This is a genomic window from Streptomyces sp. NPDC017520 (assembly GCF_044329855.1).
In the GTDB taxonomy this organism is placed as follows: domain Bacteria; phylum Actinomycetota; class Actinomycetes; order Streptomycetales; family Streptomycetaceae; genus Streptomyces.
On sequence record NZ_JBIRKB010000001.1, the window covers coordinates 352,517 to 366,482 of the forward strand.

Below are 13,966 nucleotides of genomic sequence, written 5' to 3' on the forward strand. Positions count from 1 at the left end.
CGCCCGCCCGTCGTTCCCCCGTCGTTCTCCCGGCGTTCCCCCGGCGCTTCAGGAGGAGGCCAGCCAGAGGTCCGGGCCGAACACCTCGTAGTGGACGTCGGCGGGCCGGACGCCCGCTTCCAGCAGCTGGGCCCTGACGGCCCGCATGAAGGGGAGCGGGCCGCACAGGTAGGCGTGAGTCCCCGGTCGTACGGTGATGCCGGCCAGGTCGACGAGGCCGGTGCGGTTCGCGGGCTGACCGGCCTCCGGGGCCTCGTACCAGAAGTGCGCCTCGGCGTCGGTGAGCTTCCCCGTCAGCCGGACGTGGTCGGTGCGCAGGGCGTGGTCGGCCGGTGAGCGGTCGCCGTGCACGACGGTGACCGGGCCGCTGTGGCCCTCCTGGGCGAGGTGTTCCAGCATCGACAGCATGGGGGTGCAGCCGATGCCCGCCGAGGCCAGCAGCAGGGGCGCGTCCAGGTGGTCGAGCACCAGGTCCCCGTAGGGGGCGGAGACGCGTAGCAGGTCGCCCGCGCGGACGTGCTCGTGCAGGTGCCGGGAGACCTCGCCGTCGGGCGAGCCCTGACCGCGCACGCGCTTCACGGTGATCGACCGCAGCCGGGAGCCGGGGGCGCCGGTGAGGCTGTACTGGCGTATCTGGTGTGCGCCGTCCGGGAGTTCGACCTGCACGGAGACGTACTGGCCGGGCCGGAAGGCGGGCGGCGGCGTGTCCTCGGCGGAGCGCAGCAGGAAGGTGGCGACCTCGTCGGTCTCCTCGACCCGGTCGGTCACCTCCCAGGTGTGCCACACATCGCCCGCCAGGACGCCCCGCTGCGCGTAGAGGCGCTCCTCGGCGGCGATCAAGGAGCCCGCCATCAGCCAGTAGACCTCGTCCCAGGCGGCGGCGACCTCCGGGGTGACCGCGTCGCCCAGGACGTCGGCGATGGCCGCGAACAGATGGGTGTGCACCACCTCGTACTGCTCCGGGGTCACCCCGAGCGAGGCGTGCTTGTGGGCGATCCGGTCCAGCATCACGTCGGGCCGGGTGCCGGGGTGCTCGACCAGTGCGGTCGCGAACGCGGCGATGGACCCGGCCAGGGCCTTGCGCTGGTCGCCGGAGGCCTGGTTGCCCCGGTTGAACAGGTCCCGCAACAGCTCCGGGTGGGCGGCGAAGAGCTTCTCGTAGAAGAGGTCGGCGATGTCCCCGATGGCCGCGCCGACGGCGGGAAGGGTGGCGCGGACAGTGGCAGTGGACCGGTCGGAGAGCATGACGGAACTCCTTAATGGAATCTTGGATGCATATTCAGAGGCAGAGGGTGGCGTCCCGTCGGCGCGTGGGTTCGTCCGTGCGGCCGGGCGGGGTTCAGTCGGACGGTGGGCCGCTGCCGATGCCCAGCAGCAGGGGGCCGGTGGGGGAGGCGACGAGATCCGTGACGGTGATCGGGTCCAGCGCGGCGTAGAAGGCCTCCTGGGCCCCGCGCAGGGCCCCGCGCAGCCGGCAGGCGGAGCGGAGCGGGCAGGGGGTGTCGCCCTCGCACTCGACCACTTCCTCCGGCCCCTCCAGCTCCCGCACCAGCGAGCCGATCGACGCGGAACGGCCGGCCGAGGTCAGGGTGAGTCCGCCGCCCCGGCCGCGACGGGCGTCGAGGAGGCCGAGGTGCTGGAGCCTGGCGACGACCTTCGCGGTGTGCGTGTACGGGACCCGCATGGCGGCCGCCACCTCGCGGGTGGTCGGCGGCTCCCGGCCCTCGGCGACCGCCAGTCGCATGAGGACGCGGAGCGCCACGTCGGTGAATCTCGTCAGCCGCATGGCGCCACCCTAGATAAGTTGCATGTTTGATGCAAATTAAGCGGTCCGCCGGGCGACAGGGACCAACGTGCCCCGACCGAAGGCGGATTAGTCGCACTCTTTTGTGTAATGGCGACCCGGTCCTCCTGCTGAAAGGCTTTTGCACGCAGGTCAGCCCAAGATCGAAAGGACGTCAGATGTCCGTTGGTGAAGAGGTTCGCGACACGCAGGCGCCGCCGCAGCAGAGTCTGGGGACGGCGGCTGCGCGGAACCTCGCGACGACCACCAAATCCGCGCCGCAGATGCAGGAGATCACCTCACGGTGGCTGCTGAAGATGCTGCCGTGGGTGCAGGTACAGGGCGGTACGTACCGGGTGAACCGTCGGCTCAGCTATTCGGTCGGCGACGGCCGGGTGACCTTCGTCCAGACCGGGGACCGGGTGTCCGTGATCCCCGCGGAGCTGGGGGAGCTGCCCGCCCTGCGGGAGTTCGGGGACGAGGAGGTGCTCGCCGAGCTCGCCCGCAGGTGCGAGCAGCGGGACGTGGCCGCGGGGGAGGTGCTCGCCGCCTCGGGGGACGCGGCGGACCGGATCTTCCTGCTGGCGCACGGCAAGGTGGCGAAGGTCGGATCGGGCCCCTACGGGGACGAGACGGAGCTCGGGGTGCTCGCCGACGGCGCGTACTTCGGCGACCAGAGCCTCATCGACGGTGACGCCGTCTGGGAGTACACCGCTCGCGCGCTCACGCCGTGCACGCTCCTCACCCTGAGCCGTGCCGACGTGTACAACCTCGCGGAGCGCGCGGCACCGCTGCAGGACCATCTCGCGGGTCTGCTCTCCATTCCGCGGCAGCGGACCAACCACTACGGCGAGGCGGCGATCGACCTCTCCGCCGGCCATGTGGGGGAGGCGGTCGTCCCGCACACCTTCGTCGACTACGACGCGGCGCCGCGCGAGTACGAACTGAGCGTCGCCCAGACGGTGCTGAAGGTGCACAGCAGGGTCGCCGATCTCTACAACCAGCCGATGAACCAGACCGAGCAGCAGCTGCGGCTCACGGTCGAGGCGCTGCGTGAGCGCCAGGAGCACGAGCTGATCAACAACAGGGAGTTCGGGCTGCTCAACAACTGCGACTACGGGCAGCGGCTCCAGCCGCACGACGGGGCGCCCAGCCCGGACGACATGGACGAGCTGCTCTCGCGCCGCCGCGGATCCAAGCTCTTCCTCGCCCACCCGAAGGCCATCGCCGCCTTCGGCCGCGAGTGCAACCGGCGCGGACTCGTCCCTGAGAGCGTCGACATCGGCGGCCACCACGTGCCCGCCTGGCGGGGGGTGCCGATCTTCCCGTCCAACAAGATCCCGGTCTCCGACGCCCGCACCACCTCCATCATCTGCATGAGGACCGGCGAGGCCGAGCAGGGCGTCATCGGCCTCCAGCAGACCGGTATCCCCGACGAGATCGAGCCGAGTCTCTCGGTCCGCTTCATGGGGATCGACGAGCAGGCGATCATCTCCTACCTCGTGACGGCGTACTACTCCGCCGCCATCCTGGTACCGGACGCCCTCGGAGTGCTGGAGAACGTCGAGGTCAGCCGCTGGCACTGACCCCGTTCACCCCGAGGGCCCGGGCGGCAGCAGCCGCCGCCCGGGCCCCCGGGCCAGCACCCCATCGCCTCGCCCCAGGGAGTGACCGTGACCATGACCAGTACGGACGCAGCGACGGAAGGGCACGAGGCCGCCGCCCTCCTGGAGCGCACCCGTGCCGTCGTCGACCCGCATCTGCGATCGGCCGTGGAGTCGCTGCCCGGCGGCATACGCCGCATCGCGATGTACCACTTCGGCTGGGAGAACGCCGACGGAACCCCGGCCGCCGGCCAGGCGGGCAAGGCCATCAGGCCGGCCCTGGTGCTGGCCGCCGCCCGCGCGCTGGGCGGCGATCCGGAACGCGCCGTCCGGGCCGCCGTCGCCGTGGAGCTCGCCCACAACTTCACCCTGCTCCACGACGACGTCATCGACGAGGACACCACCCGCAGGCACCGGCCCACCGCCTGGGCGGTCTTCGGCATCCCGGACGCCATCATCACCGGCGACGCCATGCTCGCCCTGGCCCAGCGGCTGCTGGCCGAGGATCCGCACCCGGCCGCCGCCCGCGCCGCCGCCCGCCTCTCCTCCTGCGTCATCGAGCTGTGCGCGGGCCAGCAGGCGGACTGCGCCTTCGAGGAGCGCGGCCCCGACGAGGTCACGCTCGACGAATGCCTCGCCATGGCCACCGCCAAGACCGGCGCGCTGCTCGGCTGCGCCTGTGCGCTCGGAGCCCTCTACGCCGGGGCGGAGGACCGGGCGGTCGGCGCGATGGACGGGTTCGGGCGGGAGGCGGGCCTCTCGTTCCAGCTCATCGACGACCTGATCGGCATCTGGGGCGACCCGGACCGCACCGGCAAGCCCGTCGGGGCAGACCTGTCCGCCCACAAGAAGTCGCTGCCCGTGGTCGCCGCCCTCACCTCGGGCACCCCGGCGGCCGCCGAGCTCGCCACGCTCTACCGGGGTCCCATGACCACCTCCGCCGAGGTGAGCCGGGCGGCGGACGCGGTGGACCGGGCCGGCGGCCGCGACTGGGCCCAGGTCTGCGCCGCCGACCGGATGGCCCGCGCGGTCCACCACCTCTCCCGGGCGGTCCCCGACCCGAGCGCCGCCGGCGACCTGCTGGCACTGGCCGAATTCGTCACCCGCAGGACCAGCTGACCCACCTCGTGTGACCGGCACCGTCCCTTCAACCCTATTATTCCGGAGGCGGGTTGAGCGAAAGCGGTACGGAAGGACGGCAGCCGGTCATGGGCATACGGACCCAGCGGGCCAAGCAGCGCGACCGGGAGCTGGTCGTCTCGGTCATGGAGAAGGCGTTCCACCACGACCCGGTCAGCAGCTGGGTGTTCCCCGACGAGGCGCACCGGCGCGCGGTCCACGGCAGGTTCCTCGGCGTCTTCGTCGACGTCGCCCTCGCCGAGGGCCGTATCGACATCGCCGAGGACGGGGCCGCGGTGGCGCTCTGGCTGCCGGTGCCCGCCGGCGCCCCCGAGGAGGAGGACCCCACGCCCGCCCTGATGCGGCGGACCGCCGACCCCGACAACGAGCGGTGCGAACTGGTGGGCAGACTCACCGGGGCCGTTCACCCGCACGACCGCGCACACGCCTATCTGCTCATGATCGGCGTCTCCCCCGACCGCCAGGGAGAGGGCATCGGCGCGGAGCTGATCGGAGTGGAGCTGGAGCGCTGCGACCGGGAAGGGCTGCCGGCCTATCTGGAGGCGAGCAGCGCCCGGAGCCGGGTGCTGTACGAGCGGCTGGGATTCCGCTTCCTCGGCCGTGCCGTCGACCTGCCGGACGGCCCGCCGATGTACCCCATGTGGCGGGAGCCCCAAGCGGGTTGAACCCGGAGGGTGGTACGGAAGCCGCCCGGGGCAGGGGCTACAGTCCCTGCTCATGACAGATGAGTCGTGGGCCGGCTGGTACCGGGACAACAAGGGTTCCGACGCCGTCGTTCTCACCACGGACGGGCGGCAGCTCCGGATCCGGATCAGAGGGGTCGACTTCGAGGGCGAGAGCTTCGACGACCTGGGGCCGGTCGCCGGCATGCCGCCGGAGAGCGGGATGTTCGCCCTCGCGGACGGCGCGCTCACCGACTGCGTACTGGAGTGGGATCTGCCGCTGCCGGTCCTCGTCGCGGGGACGCTCCGCCACGCCACGCTCAGCTGCCTGCTCTCGCTGCGCCGGGTCGACCCGGACCTCCACCTCGCCCTCCACCTGGACGGTGCGGTGTACGAATCGGCCCGCGCCGAGCGCGACTTCAACGCCGCCCTGGCCGCCGTCCAGCGGATCCTCCCGGAGGGCGTCCGGATCCAGACCTGTATCGCCTGCGCCTTCTCCGACTACTTCCCGGCCCCCGGCCGGGGCCTCTCCGGCGGGCTCGCGTGTTTCCGGGGGGCCAAGGACGCCTATCGGGGCTCGGCGGGCGAGGACGACGTGCTGGATCTGTGGGACCAGCGGTCCGGGTTCGTCCAGGAGGTCTGGAGCTGCCGCGAGTTCGAGGTGCGCCCGGCCGACGGCGCGGGCACCGGCCACCGGGGGGCCTTCCCGCTGGAACTCGCCTGACGGACCGGCCTGCCCCGGCCTGACGGGCAGGCTTGACCGGCCGGCCGCCCCGACCGCCCCGGAGCGACGGGTCTGGCGGGTAGGCTTGGCCGCCGGCCGCCCAGGCCTGACGGGCCTGACGGCGCGACTTGGCCGACTGGCCCGCCCCGACCGGCCCGCCGCCGGAATCGTCCGCGTCCGCCCCGTACCGCGACCGCCCCCGTACTGCGTCCGCCCCCCCCGTACCGCGTCCGCCCCGTACCCACCCCGGTACGGGGCGGACGCGCTTCCCCCCGTTGCTCTCGGCTCATTGTTCTACTAGCATGCGAACAACGGAGGTTTTCCATGACAAGCAAGAACCTTGGCCGCGCAACGCTCGCGGCCCTGCCCTTTGTGCTCGCTCTCCTCGTCGACCTCGTCGTCCACCTCACCGTCAAGGACCGGCTGCCCGCGCGGCTGGCCGTCCACTTCGACGCCGGCGGCTCCGCCGACGGCTACATGGGTGTCACCGCCCATCTCCTCTACACCGCCACATCGCTGCTCGTGCTCGGCGCGCTGTGGGCCTTCATCGCGGTCAACGGCAAGCTCTACGGCCGTGCCCACCGGTGGTTCATCGGCGGGGGCTTCGCCGTCGCCGGATTCCTCGGATACCTGTTGACCGCCGTCCTGTTCGTCAACGTGGATGCCTCCGAGGGCGGACCGGCGGACGGTTTCCCGCTCCGGCATGTCGTCGTGGCCCTCGGGGTGGCCGTCCTCGCCGGAGCCCTCGGCCTGCCGGCGTCCCGGCTCGCCCCCGCACCTGACGACCCCCGCGACCGGGATCCGGCGAGCCGGGAGCGGATCGCGCTCGCCGACGGCGAGGTGGCCGGCTGGGCACGCGGGTTCGGCGCGTGGTGGGTGCCGATCGCCGTGCTGGTGTTCCTGGCGGCCGGTGTCACCGTCGGCCTGGGGCAGAGCTGGTTCTTCGGGGGCCCGCTCCTCCTCCTCGCCCTGGTGACGGTCACCTTCTGCCGCCCCCACGTCACCGTGGACCGGCGGGGCCTCACCGTCTCCGGCCTGCTGCCCCGGCCCCGCGTGCGGGTGCCGCTGGAGCGGATGGCGGGAGCGGACAGTCGCCGCGTCAACGCGATTGCGGAGTACGGTGGTTGGGGCTATCGCATCCGCCCCGAGCGCAGCGGCTTCATCACCCGCTCGGGCGAGGCCATCGTCGTCAGCCTGACGAGCGGCCGTGAGTTCGCCGTGACCGTCGACGACTCGGCCACCGGCGCAGCCCTGCTCAACACCCTGCTCGACCGGCAGCGGACGGGGCGCTGACCATGCTCTTCCGGGTCGATCCGACCTCCACCGCCCCGCTCGGCGACCAGATCGCCGCGTCGGTCCGGCGGGCGGTCGCCGAGGGCGCGGTGGCCCCGGGCGAGCGCCTGCCCGCCGCCCGGGTGCTCGCCGAATCCCTCGGCGTGAACGTCCACACGGTGCTGCGCGGTTACCAACGGCTGCGCGAGGAAGGGCTCATCGAGCTCCGCCGAGGCCGGGGCGCGGCGATCACCGCGGGTGCCTCGCCGCAGCGGGCCCGGCTGCTGGAGCGCGTCCGCGAAGCCGTCGCGGACGCCCGGGACCTCGGCATGACCGAGGGCGAACTGCTGACCCTCGTCCGCGCCGAGTTCGACGCCTGACCGGCACACGGGCGCGCACGGCCCAGCCGGTCCGACCGGCGGGCGCGGACCGCGCAGAGGGCCGTTCCGCGGGCGCGGACCGCGCAGAGGGCCGTTCCGCGGGCGCGGACCATGCAGAGGACCGTTCCGCGGGCGCGGACCATGCAGAGGACCGTTCCGGGCGCGACCACGCAGAGGACCGTTCCGCGCGCGGAACGGCCCTCTGACGTGTGGGGGGGCGCCGGCCGGTCCCGGGGCACAGGACCGGCCGGCCTCCGCCGGACTGCCGGTGCGACCCGGTGTCAGGAGGCGGAGCGGGCGAGCGCGGCCAGGCCGTTCTGCCACAGCTGGTTCACCCGGGCCCGCTCGTTGGCGTCCGGGTTGGCGTTGGTGCAGGACGGGCCGGGGCCGCCGCCGGACATCAACTCGCTGCACGGCCCGGAGTAGTTGTCCGGCAGGCCGAGCACGTGCCCGGTCTCGTGCGTGGTGACCCGGGTCGAGTCGTACTGCTGGTTCTGGGCGTAGTCCAGGAAGATGTACCCGCGACCGTGCCCGTCGGTGCTCGCGTAGGAGCCCCGGGGATCGTTGCCCTCGCGGTAGGTGAAGTCGGCGTTGGAGCCTTCCTGGAGCTGGACGTTGGAGACCGAGCCGTTCCAGATCCGCGTGCTGTTGGCTATCTCGCCACGGAAGGACGGCGCGCTCGACGCGTTGTAGGTGACCGTGACGGCCTGGATGCCCGGGTTGGCGGCGCGCTTCTCGGCGACGGACTGCATGACCGCGTCGAGGAAGGCGCGGTTCGCGGCGGCGTTCTCGCCCGAGCCGTTGTACGCGGCGATAATGGCGGAGGAGGGGGCGGCCGGGGCCGGAGCGGCGGCGACCACGGGGGCGGTGCCCAGCGCGGCGACGAGGCCGAGCCCGGCGGCGGCGGTGGCGACAGCGGTCCTGAGGTGTCTCATGGGGGGATTTCTCCTACCTGTCCGATCGAACCCGCGCCGTGGGGGTGCCCGCTGGGCGGACAAGGCGTGGGGCGGTACGGGGAAGAGTGTGGTGCAGCGCACAGTCGGGGGGATGATGCCGAACGGTGATAGCTCCGACCTATCGCCGCCCGGGCCCGCTCCCGCCGCACGTCAGCCGGTCATGAGCATGCCATGATCACGTCACGGGCACGGCATCGTCACATGTCTCAGGGCCCAACACTCCCTGAATTGCCGCCGTTTGGTGGGGTTGCGACGTCTGGTGCACGGCGTGCGGCGGTCGTAGTCTCCGCTGCATGGAGCTGGAGGTGAGGCACCTCAGGGCGCTCTGCGCCATCGCCGACGCGGGCAGCCTGCATCAGGCGGCCCGGCGCCTCGGTGTGAGCCAGCCCTCCCTGACCACCCAGCTCCGGCGGATCGAGAACGTGCTCGGCGCCGAACTGTTCCGCCGCGAACGGACCGGCTGCCGGCCGACCTCCCTGGGGCGGGCCGTCCTGAGCCGGGCCCGGCCCCTCGTGGACGGCATGAACGACCTGGTCGCCGAGGCGCTGGAGGAGGCCGAGGCCGCCCGGCCGCGTGGCCCCCGGCTGCGCATCGGCTGCACCGCGAGCCGGGTCATCGGCGGCTGGCTGCGCCGGCTGCGGGTCGCCCTGCCCGGCACCGACATCTCGCTGCGGGTCGACGTCTCCGCCCACGCGCTCCTGCGCTCGGTCGAGGCGGGCCGCCTGGACGTCGCCTTCGTGCACGAGGTGGAGGGCTCCCCGCTCGCCGTGCCGGAGGGCCTGGAGCAGCGCGTACTCGTCGAGCGGGAGCCGCAGTTCATCTCGCTCTCCCGGGACCACCCCGCCGCCCGCCGCCGCGTGGTGGAGCTGGGGGACCTGGCGGGCGACCCGTGGATGGTCGATCCGACGGTGGACGGCGAGTGGGACGGGGTGCGCCGGGTGCTCGGCGCCGCCGGGCTCAACCCACCGGTCCTGCACGGCGACTACCTCACCGCCGCCTCCCTCGTCGTGCTCGGCGAGGCCGTCGCGCCCTGCCAGCCGACGTCGGGCCCGCGCGACGACATGGTGATCCGCCCGCTGCTGGGAGACCCGCTCGCGGTGCGGCTGCTCCTGGCCTCCCGGCCCGGGACGGACATCGCGGTGGTGTACGCGCAGTTGGAGGACGCCTACCGCGACGCGGCGCGCCGGGCCGGCGGCTACCACGAGTGGCTGCTGCGCCACCGCTCCCCGCTGGCCCGCACGCCCTGATCCCCGGCCGGTCCGCCCGCGCCGGTGAGTCTGCCCGGCCCGCGCACCGGCCCGCGACGGTGAGTTCCCCGTTCTGCTGACAGCGTGCTCGTGTCCGTCGCCGTCTTCCGGTGGGGCAGAGTCGTCCCATGAGGCTTCTGATGCTGGGCGGTACGGAGTTCGTCGGACGGGCCGTCACCGACGCCGCGCTGGAGCGGGGCTGGGACGTCACGGTGTTCCACCGGGGCCACCACGCGCCCCCGCCCGGCGTGCGCGCGCTGACGGGGGACCGGACCGCGGGTGAGCGCGGACTCGCGGCGCTGGCGGAGGGCGGGCAGGACTGGGACCTGGTCGTCGACACCTGGAGCGGCGCGCCCGCCGCCGTCCGCGACGCCGCCCGTCTGCTGTCCGGCCGGTCCGGGCACTTCAGTTACGTCTCCAGCCGCTCGGTGTACGCCCATCCGGCCGCCCCGGGACTCGGCGAGGACGGCCCGCTGGTGGCCGGCGCCTCGCCCGACGACGGCGCGGACGTGCCGTACGACCGGGCCAAGCGCGGCGGTGAGCTGGCCGCCCTCGACGCCTTCGGGGACCGGGCCCTGCTGGCGCGGGCCGGGCTGATCATCGGCCCCGGGGAGAACATCGGCCGACTGCCCTGGTGGCTGGCGCGGATCGCCCGGGGCGGACCGGTGATCGCCCCCGGCCCGCCCGGGACCGAGCTCCAGTACATCGACGCCCGGGACCTGGCGGACTGGCTCCTGGACGCGGCGGCGGACGGGCTGCACGGCGCGTACAACACCGTCAGCCGCCCCGGCCACACGACCACGGGTGAGCTGCTGGAAGCCTGCCTACGCGTCACCGGGTCCGACGCCGAGCTGCGCTGGACCGATCCGGAGGTCCTGCTGGCCGCCGGGGTCGAGCCCTGGAGCGACCTGCCGATCTGGCTCCCGCCGGGCGAGCTGTACGACACGCTCCACCGGGGCGACCCCACCAGGGCGTACGCCGCGGGACTGCGCTGTCGCCCGGCCGGAGAGACCGTCGCGGACACCTGGGCCTGGCTGCGCACCCTCGGCGGCGTGGCGCCCCAGCGCCCCGACCGCCCGGCCGTCGGCCTCGCCCCCGCGCTGGAGGCGAAGCTGCTGGCTCTCTGACGTACCGCTTCAGTCTGCGTGTCGCGGCGAAGAAACCACCTATAGGCCTACATAAAGGGACGAGAGCGGCGTGTCATACAAAATGACAAAGTGTTAACCATGCATATTGCGCGGCATGGAACAGAAGGCGCGCAGGCGCGGCAACGCAATCCGGGCAGCAGTGACAGTGGCGACGGCCGCGGCGATGGTGGGCGTGCTGGCCCCGGCCGCGGGTGCCGATCCGCTGCCGGGCGGACTGGGACCCTGCCTCGGCAGCTCCTGCCCGCCCAGCTGGAACGACCCCAACAACGGCCCGGTCACCAACTTCGACAGCAACATCAACGTCTACGTCGGCGGGGACTTCCTGGTCCGGGAGGCGGCGGCCGAGGCGGAGGGGAAGGTCGTCACCCTCGGCAGCTTCGACATGGACAAGCGGGACGGGGTCTCGCAGGTCTACAACGTCGGCATCGCGGGCGTCGGTTCGCGGGTGCCGCCGCCGGACGGCTCCGACTACCTCACGGCGGGCGGCGACGTGACCATCGCCGCCGGCGAGCGCCTGCTCGCCGAGGAGGGCACGCACTCCGGCCGCGTCGCGTACGCGGGTGAGCTCACGGGCACGGTGAACCCCACCACCGCCCCGCGCTTCGACGCGGACGCGGCCGCCCCGTACACCGAGCTGCGCCCGCAGCTGACCGAGGCCAGCCAGTGCTACGCGTACGACGGCGACGAGCACCGCGAGGCGACGGGCACGTGGGTGAAGACCGGCGACATCATGACGTTCACCGGTGACGGCTCGTCCGCGATCCAGATCTTCGACGTGGACGCGGACCTGGAGTCGGAGGCGGGCGGCAACACGGGGTTCGTCTTCAACGGCATCCCCGAGGGCGCGACGGTCCTCGTCAACGTCTACGGCTCCACCCGCAGCGTCGCCACGTTCATGGGCTCGTTCCCCAACGAGGGCCTCCGCGAGAACCTGCTCTGGAACTTCCCGGACGCCACCGACCTGTCCTTGACCGGCCCGGCCCAGTTCGAGGGCAGCGTGCTGGTGGGCCAGCCGACGAGCACCACTGTGCTCAGCATGAGCGGCACCAACGGCCGTTTCTACACGGCGGGTTCGCTCACCCACACCTCGGCGGGCGCGTCGGGCGGCCAGGAGATCCACGCGTACCCCTTCGACGGCGACCTGCCGAGTTGCTCGCCCGACCCGACGCCGACGCCGACGGATCCCACGCCGACCCCGACGGACCCGACGCCGACGCCGACGGATCCCACGCCGACCCCGACGGACCCGACGCCGACTCCCACGGACCCGACGCCGACGCCGACGGACCCGACGCCGACTCCCACGGATCCCACGCCGACGCCGACGGACCCGACGCCCACCCCGACGGACCCGACGCCGACCCCGACGGACCCGACTCCGACTCCCACGGACCCGACGCCGACCCCGACGGACCCGACTCCGACTCCCACGGACCCGACGCCGACCCCGACGGACCCGACTCCGACTCCCACGGACCCCACGCCCACCCCGACGGACCCCACGCCCACCCCGACGGACCCCACGCCGACGCCGACGGACCCGACGCCCACGCCGACCGACCCCACGCCCACCCCCACCGACCCCACGCCCACCCCCACCCGCACCGGCCACCCGCCGCACCCCACGCACTCGCCGAGCCACCCGGGTAAGCTGCCCGACACCGGCTCCCGGGGCGGCGAATGGATCATCGGGTCCATCGCGGCCGCGCTGGTCGCCGCCGGCGGCACGGTTCTCGTGGCCACGCGCAGGGCTCGTCGCCGCACCTTCTAGCAGGGGCCAAGCACCGCCCGCTAGCGTGGTTCGATGACCGAACCGCTGCTCCACCTCGCCGAAGCACCTCTCTGGGAGGCGGCCCGCGGGACAGGGACGTACGAGATGTCCACCCGCGGCCGCACTCTCCAGGAGGAGGGCTTCATCCATCTCTCGCTGCCCCACCAGCTCCCCGGTGTGGCCCGGATGCTGTACGGGGACGACGACCGGGACCTCGTGGTCCTGGTCGTCGACCCCGCCCGCCTCGCCGACCCCGTCCGGTACGAGGCGATGAAGCCCGGCGGCGAGGAGTTCCCGCACCTGTACGGACCGCTCCCGGTGGGCGCGGTCGTGGAGGCGCGGCCCTGGGACGGAGGACGACGAGAGGAAGACGAACCCCAGTGACCAGCCCCCTCATCGCGGTGACCGGAGCGACCGGAGCCGTCGGCGGCCGGGTCGCCCGACGGCTGGCCCGGACCGGCGTACCCGTACGGCTCCTCGGCCGCGACCCCGCCCGGCTGCCCGACCTGCCCGGTGCCGACCACGCGCCCGCCGCCCGCTACGGCGACGCGGAGGCCATGCGCCGGGCTCTCGACGGGGCCCACACGCTGTTCCTGGTCTCCGCCCACGAAAGCCCCTACCGGGTCCGCGAGCACACCACGGCGATCGACGCCGCCGTGGCGGTGGGCGTGGAGCGGATCGTGTACGTGTCCTTCCAGGGGGCCGCGCCCGACGCCACGTTCACCTTCGCCCGCGACCACTGGGACACCGAGGCCCACATCCGTACGGCGGAGATCCGCCACACCTTCCTGCGGGACAACTGGTATCTGGCGGGGCTGCCCGCGATGACCGGGACCGACGGGGTGCTGCGAGGGCCCGGCGGCGACGGACGGGTGGCGGCCGTGGCCCACGAGGACATCGCCGACGCGGCGGCGGCCGTGCTGCTGGACGAGGGCACGGACCACGACGACCGGGTCTACGACCTCACCGGACCCGAGGCGTTCACCCTCGCCGAGGCGGCCGACGAACTGACCCGGGCCACCGGGCGACCCGTCGTCTACGTCCCCGAGACCCGCGAGGAGGCCTACGCCTCCCGGGCCGGCCACGGGGCCGAGGACTGGGAGGTGGCCGGCTGGGTCACCTCGTACGAGGCCATCGCCAACGGAGAGCTGGCCGCCGTCTCCGACGCGGTGCCCACGCTCACCGGGCACCCGGCCAAGAGCTTCGCGCAGTTCCTGGTGGAGAACCCGGACAGCTATCGGCACCTGCTGGCGGGCGGCTGACCTAGGGCGTTTCGGCA

Annotated in this window: 14 protein-coding genes; 11 read left to right on the plus strand and 3 right to left on the minus strand. The window is 73.3% G+C overall.

Annotated features, from left to right (window positions below):
• Window positions 1–48 precede the first annotated feature (48 nt).
• A complete protein-coding gene (locus ACH4KB_RS01615; RefSeq protein ID WP_398062539.1) occupies window positions 49–1,245 on the minus strand; it encodes a globin domain-containing protein in 1,197 nt (398 codons plus the stop codon).
• A 94-nt stretch (window positions 1,246–1,339) separates the two neighbouring features.
• Entirely contained in the window at window positions 1,340–1,786 is a 447-nt protein-coding gene (locus ACH4KB_RS01620) for an RrF2 family transcriptional regulator (RefSeq protein ID WP_398062541.1), read from the minus strand.
• Window positions 1,787–1,962: 176 nt separating this feature from the next.
• Between ACH4KB_RS01620 and ACH4KB_RS01625 the strand changes: the two genes are divergently transcribed.
• The 6 genes from ACH4KB_RS01625 (at window position 1,963) to ACH4KB_RS01650 (ending at window position 7,565) form a co-directional block, all read left to right on the plus strand.
• Window positions 1,963–3,369: a family 2B encapsulin nanocompartment shell protein gene (locus ACH4KB_RS01625; protein ID WP_398062543.1), complete on the plus strand. Its 1,407-nt coding sequence runs from the start codon at window positions 1,963–1,965 to the stop codon at window positions 3,367–3,369.
• A gap of 93 nt (window positions 3,370–3,462) precedes the next feature.
• A complete protein-coding gene (locus tag ACH4KB_RS01630; protein WP_398062545.1) occupies window positions 3,463–4,506 on the plus strand; it encodes a family 2 encapsulin nanocompartment cargo protein polyprenyl transferase in 1,044 nt (347 codons plus the stop codon).
• Between the two features lie 89 nt (window positions 4,507–4,595).
• A complete protein-coding gene (locus tag ACH4KB_RS01635) occupies window positions 4,596–5,192 on the plus strand; it encodes a GNAT family N-acetyltransferase (RefSeq protein WP_398062547.1) in 597 nt (198 codons plus the stop codon).
• A gap of 52 nt (window positions 5,193–5,244) precedes the next feature.
• Window positions 5,245–5,913 carry a DUF6304 family protein gene (locus tag ACH4KB_RS01640; RefSeq protein WP_398062549.1) on the plus strand — a complete coding sequence of 223 codons (669 nt, stop codon included), beginning with the start codon at window positions 5,245–5,247 and terminating at the stop codon, window positions 5,911–5,913.
• 324 nt (window positions 5,914–6,237) lie between these two features.
• Window positions 6,238–7,206 (plus strand): DUF1648 domain-containing protein, encoded by a 969-nt coding sequence (locus ACH4KB_RS01645; RefSeq protein WP_398062551.1) that lies wholly within the window; start codon window positions 6,238–6,240, stop codon window positions 7,204–7,206.
• 2 nt (window positions 7,207–7,208) lie between these two features.
• Complete coding sequence (locus ACH4KB_RS01650; protein WP_398062553.1) at window positions 7,209–7,565, plus strand: GntR family transcriptional regulator; 357 nt, start codon at window positions 7,209–7,211, stop codon at window positions 7,563–7,565.
• Between the two features lie 281 nt (window positions 7,566–7,846).
• Here ACH4KB_RS01650 and snpA read toward each other — a convergent pair whose 3' ends face one another.
• Window positions 7,847–8,500 carry a snapalysin gene (gene snpA / locus ACH4KB_RS01655; protein ID WP_398062555.1) on the minus strand — a complete coding sequence of 218 codons (654 nt, stop codon included), beginning with the start codon at window positions 8,498–8,500 and terminating at the stop codon, window positions 7,847–7,849.
• Between the two features lie 314 nt (window positions 8,501–8,814).
• On the opposite strand from snpA, the gene ACH4KB_RS01660 reads away from it, so the two are divergent.
• From ACH4KB_RS01660 to ACH4KB_RS01680, 5 genes are all read left to right on the plus strand, one after another.
• Window positions 8,815–9,768: a LysR family transcriptional regulator gene (locus ACH4KB_RS01660; RefSeq protein ID WP_398062557.1), complete on the plus strand. Its 954-nt coding sequence runs from the start codon at window positions 8,815–8,817 to the stop codon at window positions 9,766–9,768.
• Window positions 9,769–9,896: 128 nt separating this feature from the next.
• Window positions 9,897–10,895 carry an NAD-dependent epimerase/dehydratase family protein gene (locus tag ACH4KB_RS01665; protein WP_398062559.1) on the plus strand — a complete coding sequence of 333 codons (999 nt, stop codon included), beginning with the start codon at window positions 9,897–9,899 and terminating at the stop codon, window positions 10,893–10,895.
• Between the two features lie 115 nt (window positions 10,896–11,010).
• Entirely contained in the window at window positions 11,011–12,687 is a 1,677-nt protein-coding gene (locus ACH4KB_RS01670) for a choice-of-anchor A family protein (RefSeq protein ID WP_398062561.1), read from the plus strand.
• Window positions 12,688–12,720: 33 nt separating this feature from the next.
• Window positions 12,721–13,071, plus strand: a complete 351-nt coding sequence (locus ACH4KB_RS01675; RefSeq protein WP_398062563.1) for a DUF952 domain-containing protein — start codon at window positions 12,721–12,723, stop codon at window positions 13,069–13,071.
• A complete protein-coding gene (locus ACH4KB_RS01680; protein WP_398062565.1) occupies window positions 13,068–13,949 on the plus strand; it encodes an SDR family oxidoreductase in 882 nt (293 codons plus the stop codon). Before ACH4KB_RS01675 ends, ACH4KB_RS01680 begins: the two co-directional genes overlap by 4 nt.
• Window positions 13,950–13,966: the final 17 nt, after the last annotated feature.